This window comes from Methanohalophilus sp. (genome assembly GCF_030156785.1).
Taxonomy (GTDB): Archaea; Halobacteriota; Methanosarcinia; order Methanosarcinales; family Methanosarcinaceae; genus Methanohalophilus.
This window is the reverse complement of sequence record NZ_JASGLW010000003.1, coordinates 119852-129227: the sequence shown is the minus strand read 5'-3', so window position 1 is coordinate 129227 and position 9376 is coordinate 119852. Positions and strand designations below refer to the sequence as shown.

The 9376-nt window shown below is 42.5% G+C and carries 10 protein-coding genes; 4 read left to right on the top strand and 6 right to left on the bottom strand.

Going from position 1 to position 9376, the window contains the following annotated elements:
- Positions 1-231, top strand: a 231-nt coding sequence (locus tag PWQ49_RS02870) for a cation transporting ATPase C-terminal domain-containing protein (RefSeq protein WP_300607534.1), incomplete at its 5' end; no start/stop codon positions are given.
- Positions 232-235: 4 nt separating this feature from the next.
- Here the strand turns inward: PWQ49_RS02870 and PWQ49_RS02865 are convergent.
- Together PWQ49_RS02865 and guaA are read right to left on the bottom strand one after the other, a co-directional pair.
- Entirely contained in the window at positions 236-1279 is a 1044-nt protein-coding gene (locus tag PWQ49_RS02865; RefSeq protein ID WP_300607531.1) for an archaeosine biosynthesis radical SAM protein RaSEA, read from the bottom strand.
- Positions 1276-2190 (bottom strand): glutamine-hydrolyzing GMP synthase, encoded by a 915-nt coding sequence (gene guaA, locus PWQ49_RS02860; protein ID WP_300607528.1) that lies wholly within the window; start codon positions 2188-2190, stop codon positions 1276-1278. Before guaA ends, PWQ49_RS02865 begins: the two co-directional genes overlap by 4 nt.
- Positions 2191-2371: 181 nt before the next feature.
- Here guaA and recQ point away from each other — a divergent pair, with 181 nt between their 5' ends.
- Positions 2372-4183, top strand: a complete 1812-nt coding sequence (gene recQ, locus PWQ49_RS02855; protein ID WP_300607525.1) for a DNA helicase RecQ — start codon at positions 2372-2374, stop codon at positions 4181-4183.
- On the opposite strand, the gene PWQ49_RS02850 is transcribed toward recQ, so the two are convergent.
- Positions 4161-4922 (bottom strand): A24 family peptidase C-terminal domain-containing protein, encoded by a 762-nt coding sequence (locus tag PWQ49_RS02850; protein WP_300607522.1) that lies wholly within the window; start codon positions 4920-4922, stop codon positions 4161-4163. The genes recQ and PWQ49_RS02850 overlap by 23 nt on opposite strands.
- Positions 4923-6203 (bottom strand): 3-hexulose-6-phosphate synthase, encoded by a 1281-nt coding sequence (gene hxlA / locus PWQ49_RS02845; RefSeq protein WP_300607519.1) that lies wholly within the window; start codon positions 6201-6203, stop codon positions 4923-4925.
- A 107-nt stretch (positions 6204-6310) separates the two neighbouring features.
- Between hxlA and pyrB the strand changes: the two genes are divergently transcribed.
- Both pyrB and pyrI read left to right on the top strand, forming a co-directional pair.
- Positions 6311-7237, top strand: coding sequence for an aspartate carbamoyltransferase (gene pyrB, locus PWQ49_RS02840; RefSeq protein ID WP_300607516.1), 927 nt, complete (start codon positions 6311-6313; stop codon positions 7235-7237).
- On the top strand, positions 7234-7704 hold the full coding sequence (gene pyrI, locus PWQ49_RS02835) for an aspartate carbamoyltransferase regulatory subunit (protein ID WP_300607513.1): 471 nt from the start codon (positions 7234-7236) through the stop codon (positions 7702-7704). The genes pyrB and pyrI overlap by 4 nt, the downstream gene beginning before the upstream one ends.
- Positions 7705-7706: 2 nt before the next feature.
- Here the strand turns inward: pyrI and dapB are convergent, their stop codons facing one another.
- Both dapB and dapA read right to left on the bottom strand, forming a co-directional pair.
- Positions 7707-8501: a 4-hydroxy-tetrahydrodipicolinate reductase gene (dapB, locus tag PWQ49_RS02830; protein ID WP_300607510.1), complete on the bottom strand. Its 795-nt coding sequence runs from the start codon at positions 8499-8501 to the stop codon at positions 7707-7709.
- Positions 8498-9373, bottom strand: coding sequence for a 4-hydroxy-tetrahydrodipicolinate synthase (dapA, locus tag PWQ49_RS02825; RefSeq protein ID WP_300607507.1), 876 nt, complete (start codon positions 9371-9373; stop codon positions 8498-8500). Before dapA ends, dapB begins: the two co-directional genes overlap by 4 nt.
- Positions 9374-9376 lie beyond the last annotated feature (3 nt).

The window sequence follows — 9376 nt, the reverse complement described above, 5'->3', positions numbered from 1 at the left end:
GTTTTAGCGACCATCGGTTTGCAGATACTTGCAGTCTACACACCTTTCCTTCAGATGATGCTAAGTACAGTTCCCCTTGCGTTTGGTGACTGGCTTATGTTGTTTATTATAGGAATGCCGCTGCTGGTTGCAGGCGAAGTACATAAAACGGTCAAACTAATAGACGTCAGAACTACTCTGACTCAAAGTGAAATATCATTGTTTTTTTTTCAAAATAGGATTCATACTTAACATTTCAATCTATAATCGGGGAACCAAAACTCCTGTCATCAAGTTCAAGAACTGTTTTCCAGAGTCCTTTACATTCGCAGTCAGCTTTATCGAAAACTCCTGTATCCTGCGTCAGGGAAAAATTCCTGATAAGATCTGCGATCTCTCTGCTGCACTTACTGCAGTTGTGGGGGCCGCGTTTTGAGCCAGCTCCCACCGGATCAGATGTAATGACAAGCTCAGGGTACTTTTCCTTACCCTTTTTCAGAATTTCCACTATGCTCCAGAGCCAGGGAGGTCGGTATTGATTTCTCTCCCACAGGTGTTCCACAAGGGTTCCACGCTGCACATTGCAAAGGTTTATGGAAACGGTCTGGACCCTATCGGCAATATCGTCAATGGTTTTTATAATATCTTCCATTGCCTCACGCTCCGAAAGGAACGGTGGTTTGAGCAGTAGATAGGCTTTAACCGTAACCTTTGCTTCTTTTGCAGCAAGAACCGCTTTTTCAAAAGAAGCAAATGTGAATCCCTTGTTTATTGAACGGGCACGGATATTATCAGAACTGGTTTCCAGTCCCATTGCAATTTCAAATGGCTTTTCTCCAAGAATTTCAGTGCATTTTTTCAGGACATCTTCTGTAACAAATTCCGGTCTGGTTTCGACAATAACTTTTGAAATCCGGTTATCTTCAGCCATTTTCCGCAGCAATCGTTTCCGTGCTTCTTCGCTGATTTCTTTCTCATCCATAAAGCTGCCTGAAGTAAAGATCTTAAGCATGAAACTATCTAACCTGTCTGCTCTTGAAAGCGCCTTTTCATACTGTGCCTCAAGATCTGATATACTTGGAGGTGTATTTGCTCTGTCATAGACAAAGCCACACATGCTACAGCCGCCAATTTTTCCCCACCAGCATCCAGCTGTCCGGAAAATGATTGTCAGGGAGTCTGAGATTCTACCTTCATGATGATCCCTGCCAGTCCAAGTAGCTGCAGGTTCATTTTTGGGAGAAGGTTTAATCCTTTGCCTTTCCCTGATATCCAGTATAAGATCGTTTAATGTGCTCATTCAAACTCAATGGTTGCGGGGGGTTTTGGTGTTATATCGTAGACCACTCTTGCTACAGATGGTATTTCGCCGGTGATCCTTGAACTGATTTTCTGCAGGGTATCCCACGGAAGTTGCATTGCATTAGCAGTCATGCCATCTCTTGACTCGACCGCCCGCACGCCTACTATCCAGCCGTGAATCCGTTGGTCCCCCTTTACGCCGGTTCCTTTTCCAAGAACAGCTGCAAATGTCTGCCAAGGGTGGAACTGTTCAAGCAATTCCTCCTCAACAATTGCATTTGCTTCCCTGACAACATCGAGTTTTTCTTCTGTGACTTCTCCAATGATGCGTACTGAAAGACCCGGACCCGGGAAAGGCATTCTTTCACAGATTTCCTCAGGCAAACCGAGTGCATGCGCAACTTCCCTCACTTCATCCTTGTATAGTTCCGCGATTGGTTCCACAATTTTCTTAAACTTGATATGTTCAGGGAGCCCACCGACATTATGATGTGATTTAATACCGCCTTCGGATTCTATCTTATCCGGATAAATGGTTCCCTGTATGAGGTATTCGGCTTCTAATTCAATAGCTTCGTCCTCGAAAACCCGAATAAAAGTTTCACCAACAGCCTTGCGTTTTTCTTCAGGGTCCTTAAGACCTACTAGGGCTTTGAGGAAACGATCTTTTGCATCTATTATCTGAAGGTTCATGTCCCCGAATATTTCACTAATCCTTTCGGTCTCTCCTTTTCGCATGAGACCAGTGTCTATATAAATAGGTGTCAGGCGTTCACCAATCGCACGGTGTGCAAGAATAGCACAAACAGAACTATCCACTCCTCCTGAAAGTGCAATAATAGTTTTGCCTTTTGCGTTCTCTTTGATATGTTCAATAGCCCTGGGTATGAATTTATCCACTTTTACCATTGAGGGAACTCCAGTTTTGATTATTGCAAGTATGAATATGTTGTGCCTGTATGTATCCGGGATATATTAATATGACCGTATTACCCCGAGGTGAAGTTTTGACATAATTATAGTATTACTTTCGCTCCACTTTTATCAGCTTTAAATAGATGAAATCATTTTTCATAATGAGGAGCAATGGATGTATCAAACACTAAAAAAGTATTTTGGGTTTGATGGTTTCCGACTGTATCAGGAAGATGCCATCCATGATTTGATTTCGGGAAGGGATGTATTGGTATTAATGCCTACCGGAGGGGGTAAATCACTTTGCTACCAGCTTCCTGCAATTCTTCTTGAGGGGGTAGCTATTGTCATATCTCCTCTAATCTCCCTTATGAAAGATCAGGTAGACAGCCTGAATTCAAAGGGAATAAAAGCTTCTTATCTCAACAGTACACTTGATGCATCAGAATCCCAACAGGTAATAAGTGATTTCTGTGAAGGAAAACTCGATATTCTTTACATTGCACCCGAGCGCCTTGTTATGCCTTCCACTCTCAAACTGCTTGATTCTGCCAACATCAGTTTTTTTGCAGTTGATGAGGCACACTGCATTTCTGACTGGGGAAATGACTTCAGGCCGGAATACAGGCGATTGGGAACGCTTCGCAGCCGATATCCAAATGTACCCATGATAGCGCTAACGGCCACTGCCACACCCGCAGTTCGTGAGGATATTAAAAAACAACTTAGAATGCACTGTGCATCAACTTATGTGTCAAGTTTTAATCGTCCAAATCTTAATTATGAAATAATAAAATCCACAAATCCTTTTTCAGGTATTGTGAACTATCTGAAAAAACACACTTCTGATTCGGGAATTATTTACTGTCCGACCAGGAAAGCGGTCGAGGAAACGGCTTCACTGCTAAAATCAAGAGGTTTTAATGCAACTTCGTATCATGCGGGTCTTTCTGATGATATTAGATCCAAAAGGCAGGATGATTTCCTTAACGGAAAAGTTCGTATTGTGGTGGCAACGGTTGCTTTCGGGATGGGTGTAGACAAACCGGATGTAAGATTTGTTATACACTATAGCCCTCCTTCCAATCTTGAAAGCTATTACCAGCAGACTGGGCGGGGGGGTCGCGATGGTTTACCCTGCGATTGCCTTCTTTTCCTCAGCGAAAAGGACTGGCATCGTTTGAGGTACTTTATCGACAGCATGGAATCCCACAGAGAAAGGGATGTGGCTTTCTCCAAATTGCAGCAGATGATGCGCTATTGTGAGGCAACTAAATGCCGGAGGCGGATGCTTCTGGAATACTTTGGTGAATCCATGGAAGAGGATTGTGGGACTTGTGATGTTTGCCGGGATCCTCCCACACTCTATGATGCAACCAAAGAGGCACAGATCCTGATCAATTGTGTAAAAGAAGTAAAACAGCAATTCGGGATAAATCATGTTGTGGATATTATTAGTGGTTCACGTTCACAGAAAGTAACCAGATATTCTCACCATCGTTTAAGATCTTATGGGAAGGGTTCTGGGATTCCTAAAGCCGTGTGGAAGAATATGGCAAGGGAAATGATAAGCCATGGAATGCTGGAAGTGAAGGGTTCAAGATATCCTGTTCTGAAGATGAACCAGAAAAGCCGTGATATCCTTTCAGGGAAATGCTCCGTGCAACTCAAAAGCATTCTCCCTAAATCAGAAAGTTCAACTTCCCCTCCATACACAAATGATATTCTGAAGAATGACTCCGCTGAACTATTTGACAGACTGAAAAACCTTCGCACTTCAATTGCCCGGGACGCAAAAGTAAAACCATATGTTGTTTTTGCGGATACTAGCTTAAGGCAGATGTCTGCTACACTTCCCGAGACTCATGAGCAGATGATGAAGCTTAATGGTGTGGGGAAAATACGAGTGAAAAAATACGGAGATATTTTCCTTTCTGAAATCAATAATTATCGCATGGAAACAATTAATTCATCAACAGGGATGTAATCTTGAATATAAGATCACCGTAGAATATTGCAGTGATAAATCCTGCGGTTATGGGGACCATGAAAGGAAGCCCGGGAGTGACCCATACTTGGTTCTCGATTTTTCCGCTGCTTGCGTATGATTGTATAGTCTGAATAGTTTCCTCATCGATGGTTTCTCCGCCTCTTGAATATCTTGTCTTGACAACTCCATCCTTTTCCTCTATTTTTTCGAGCAGACGGACATGTTTTTGTTTTCCGAGTTTATCGACGTCACACCGGTATCCTATAAACATAAAATAAGGTTTCTTCAGGGTTTTAGAAAGCTGCGGCCTTGTTAGATTGTACAGAAAAAGACCTATAGGCACGATAATTGTCAAAAGTACAGAATTTCCAAAAACCGTCATGGTAAAGAGGTTGATTATTGGAATTCCTTCCAGTGGAAATGTGGTGTTCCCGATCATGATGGTTGGGTATACCGGAAAAATAATGGCCATAGTCATCAATGCTTTTGCGTCTGCTCCTCCAAAAGCTCCTGCGTAAAACAGGATGTATACTAATACAAAAATAATGGTAAATGATAATCCTATCAATAAGAGGTGTGAGAGACCGTAGGTTATGATTTCATAAAGAATAAAAGGGGAGAATACTGCCAGCATTACAATCCATACCTGGTTTGCTACCCTTCTGCTTTTGATGTCTGAATAACATGCATAAAATAAAAAAGGCATGCACAGAAGGATTTTGGCTATCTCTATCATTTAGTATTTCTCCCATTTTTTGAGCTTCAGGATTTCTGAAAGAGTACTTCCTCTTTTGATTTCATCATAAAGGCGCATTTCCGTTTTCTTTACCTCATTTGCACGGCGAGCAATTTCGTATGCTTTCTCTTTGGGAACTGCAACAACACCGTTATCATCACCGATGATATAATCCCCGGGTTTGACAACCTGTCCACCACATTGGATTTCGGCATTAATCTCTCCAAAACCTTTAGGTTCTCCGGCATTTGGCACAATATTTGAGGTAAAAACTGGAAATTTCAGTTTTCTGATTTCATCTATATCCCGGACAGCTCCTTCAATCACCACTCCTGCAATGCCTTTATTGAGACAGCTTAAGCTTGCTAATCCTCCCCATGGAGCTATATGCGAACTGCCATTGTAGATTACAATAACATCTCCTTCTTCTGCTTCATCAATAGCTTCCACGGTTTTTGCCCAGTCTCCTTCAAATGTCTGGACGGTAATGGCTTTGCCAACCATTTTAACACCAGGTATCAGAGGGTGAATATTACACATGGCTCCTTTGCGATGCATTGCATCGGAGATGTTTGGGGTTGATGTATTTCTGAAAAGTGAAATGATCTGTTCATGAGTTGACAAGATGGTTTCCGGTGTGATTTCAAGGTTATCTACACTGTTCCTGATTCGAGATGCTGCTAAGGTGACATTGTCAGATCGGATTATGTATCCTCCGACAATCACAATTTCTGCTCCGGCTTTCACAGCCCTTGCAGCATTTTCAGCATCCAATCCTCCGGCAGCTGCTACCGGAATGCTTACCTGCTCTACAATCTGACTTACGATATCAACAGGAGTTTTTCCTGTCATCTGCTGGTCAATGCCGCAATGAATGTTGATAATATCAATGCCAAACTCTTCGAGTTCCTTTGCTCTTGTAATCGGATCATCCACATTCATAAGGTCTGCCATCAGACGAATACCATATTTTCTTGCAGACTCTACTGCGTCGGTAATTGTGGAATTATCTGCTTCTCCCAGTATCATTACAATATCTGCACCGGCTTTTGCCGCCATTTCAACTTCAATTGCGCCAGTATCCGCAATTTTCATATCCGCAAGCAAAGTGTTTTCAGGAAATTCTCTTCTCAAAACACGGACGGCGTTCATGCCTTCGCTTTTAATGAGAGGCGTACCGACTTCTATCCAGTCAATTCCTCCATTTAACGCTTCGTTTGCTATCTGGATTCCCCTCTCAATTTCAAGGATGTCAAGGGCTAGTTGTATTATCGGGCGCATAGAATCACTTTGGTGAGTATTTGTTAGTAGTACTATAAAACAGATAATAAATTTACCTGTAATGTCGTTAGCAAAAATTATATCCCTTTGGCGTACATTTCTATGGGATGATGTTTAAAGGCATGCATATCATTTCCATGAAAAATTTTTCCCGGAAGATGATAGATCATATACTTGACACTGCCGAACAACTGGAAGATATTGCCCGCAACAAGGAACAATCCGACATATTAGCCGGCAAGATTCTTGCAGTGTTGTTTTTCGAACCAAGCACTCGTACTAGAATGTCCTTTGAAACAGCGATCATGAGGCTTGGAGGTAATGTCCTAAATCTTGGTTCAGTGGATATAAGTTCAATTGCAAAAGGAGAATCCCTTGCGGATACCATCAGGGTGGTGGCAGGATATTCCAATGCAATAGTACTACGGCATCCGATGGAAGGTGCTGCAAAGCTTGCATCTGAGTTTTCTTCTGTCCCAATTCTCAATGCAGGTGATGGGGCGGGCCATCATCCTACACAGACATTCCTTGATCTTTATACCATCAGAAGGGAGAGTCATCTGGAAGGCTTGAAGATTGCTCTTGCAGGTGATCTTAAATATGGGCGCACGGTACATTCCCTGTGCTATGCCCTTTCTCATTATGGTGCAGATATCACTCTTGTGTCACCTGAAGAATTGCGAATGCCACAGGAAATCATCAATGATCTCAAAAACAGGGGTCTCAATGTGACTGAAACAGATTCTATGGAATCTGCTATCAAGGATGTTGATGTTCTGTACATGACGCGGGTGCAAAAAGAGCGGTTCCCTGATGATGCAGAGTACCAGAAGGTTGCAAACAGGTTGAAAATAACACCTGAACTTCTTGAAAGCGCGCGTTCCGAAATGAAAATCATGCATCCTCTTCCACGAACAACTGAAATAGATCCAGGCGTTGATGCTACACCTCATGCCTGTTACTTCCAGCAGTCATTTTATGGTGTTCCAGTTCGCATGGCACTCTTGGCACTTGTTATGGGGGCGATGGAATGAGTGCTTCCAAAAAAGAAATCAGGGTCCAACCGATTGAAAACGGTACTGTCATTGATCACATAACAGCAGGACAGGCTCTTAATGTGCTGAAGATCCTCGGGATTTCCGGTGTATCCAGCGGAGTAGTCAGTGTTCTTATCAATGCTCCCGGTGAAGCTGGAAATAAAGACGTTGTTAAAATTGAAGGAAGGGAGCTTGAAGCCGATGAAGCTGACCGAATATCACTGATAGCACCTAATGCAACTATAAATATAATACGTGACTTTGAGGTCCAGGAAAAAAAGAATGTGGAAATTCCCAGACATGTTGAAGGCATTGTAAAATGTATAAATTCAAATTGTATTTCAAACAGTAATGAACCTGTGGCATCCAAATTTGAAGTTCGTAACCTTAAATCAGGCATTGAACTCAGATGTGACTACTGCGAACGTGTGATCTCAGAAAATATTGCAGAACACCTGCTCTGATATCAATCAAATCCAAGGATGTCTTCTATGGAATAAATACCGGGTTCTTTTGAAGATATCCATTCTGCAGCTTTCACAGCACCTGCTGCAAAAGCCTGTCTGGTATGTGCCTGATGTTTGATTTCTATTCTCTCGCCGTCCCCGGCAAAAAGAACTGTGTGGTCACCAGCAATGTCACCGCCTCTAACTGCATGGATCCCAATTTCATCGCCTCTTGGGGCTTTGCCATGTCTTCCGTAAACAAATTCGGTTTTGTTGAGTTCCTCTGCAATAACTTCTGCGGCTTTCAAAGCAGTCCCACTGGGAGCGTCCTGTTTTTGATTATGATGTACTTCAATAATCTCAATATCGTTGTCAGCAAGGTATTTTGCCGCTTCCCTGATTATCCTGAAAAAAACATTCACCCCAACTGCATAGTTGGGTGCAATAACAGCGGAAATATTATTTTCGGTGATTGAACCTTTTACAATTTCTTGCTGCTCGGGATTAAGTCCGGTAGTGCCGATTACCAGGTTGACTCCACAAGATGCTGCTATGGGTGCATTAGCGGCTGTGGCATCGGCAATTGTAAAATCAATAAGGACATCTGTTTTTGTGTCATTGAGAATTGTTCCAAGATCATTAATATCTGATATTGGAACTCCAAGATTACCTGCTTGTGCAACTTCTCCTGCATCAGCTCCTATTTTCGTGAGATCAAAAGCGGACACAAGTTGTAGATTCCCGTTTTTGACAATATTCTGTATAATTAAGCCACCCATCCTTCCGGCAGCTCCGAGCACGCCTACCTTAATCAACCAAGACACCCCGCATTCTTTAATGCTTCAACAAGGTTTTTCTCATTCTCATTACTAAGTGGTGCAAGTGGAAGCCGAAGAGGTCCTGCGGCAAGCCCCATAATTTCCATTGCACGTTTTACAGGAATGGGATTTGTCTCTGCAAATAATTGTCTTATAAGGGGTGCAAGCTCAAAGTGCAGTTTTTTTGCAGTTTCAAAATCTCCTTGTTGAGTGGCTTTTACGAGTTCTACTGTTTTTACAGGAGCCACATTTGCAACCACGGAAATAACTCCAACACCTCCAAGTGCAACAATTGGGAAGATTAGATCATCTTCTCCTGAAAAAACAACAAAATCCTCATCAGCGGTTTCCTCGAGTATTCTTGTGATTTTCGGGATACTCCCGCTGGCTTCCTTGATTCCCACGACATTACTGACCTTTGATAGTTCAGTTATTACTTCAATAGGTATATCCTGAGCTGTTCGGGATGGAACATTGTAGAGAATCACAGGTATATCCGCAGAGCCTGCAATCGCCTTAAAATGTCTGATAAGCCCTTCTGGATTTGGTTTATTATAATAGGGAGATATGACAAGAGCTCCGTCGGCTCCTGTATCAGCAGCATATTTTGTTAGTTCAATTGCCTCAGCAGTGTTATTAGACCCGGTTCCAGCAATAACTGGCACGCTGGCGTACTCAATAGTAAGATCAATTAGTTCTTTATGCTCTGTAGTAGAAAGGGTTGCGGATTCTCCGGTAGTTCCACATGTTACTACTCCGGAAACTCCTCCATTTTCAACAAATTCAATGTTCCGTTTGAGACCATCCCTGTCAATTTTGTTATCGTCATTAAAAGGAGTTATTAGAGCAGGTAGGACACCCTGGAACATAGG

Bases quoted from the DNA above. Each gene is read 5' to 3' on its own strand.
- PWQ49_RS02865 (WP_300607531.1), bottom strand. From the start codon at position 1,279: ATGAGCACATTAAACGATCTTATACTGGATATCAGGGAAAGGCAAAGG.
- guaA (WP_300607528.1), bottom strand. From the start codon at position 2,190: ATGGTAAAAGTGGATAAATTCATACCCAGGGCTATTGAACATATCAAA.
- recQ (WP_300607525.1), top strand. From the start codon at position 2,372: ATGTATCAAACACTAAAAAAGTATTTTGGGTTTGATGGTTTCCGACTG.
- PWQ49_RS02850 (WP_300607522.1), bottom strand. From the start codon at position 4,922: ATGATAGAGATAGCCAAAATCCTTCTGTGCATGCCTTTTTTATTTTAT.
- hxlA (WP_300607519.1), bottom strand. From the start codon at position 6,203: ATGCGCCCGATAATACAACTAGCCCTTGACATCCTTGAAATTGAGAGG.
- pyrB (WP_300607516.1), top strand. From the start codon at position 6,311: ATGATGTTTAAAGGCATGCATATCATTTCCATGAAAAATTTTTCCCGG.
- pyrI (WP_300607513.1), top strand. From the start codon at position 7,234: ATGAGTGCTTCCAAAAAAGAAATCAGGGTCCAACCGATTGAAAACGGT.
- dapA (WP_300607507.1), bottom strand. From the start codon at position 9,373: ATGTTCCAGGGTGTCCTACCTGCTCTAATAACTCCTTTTAATGACGAT.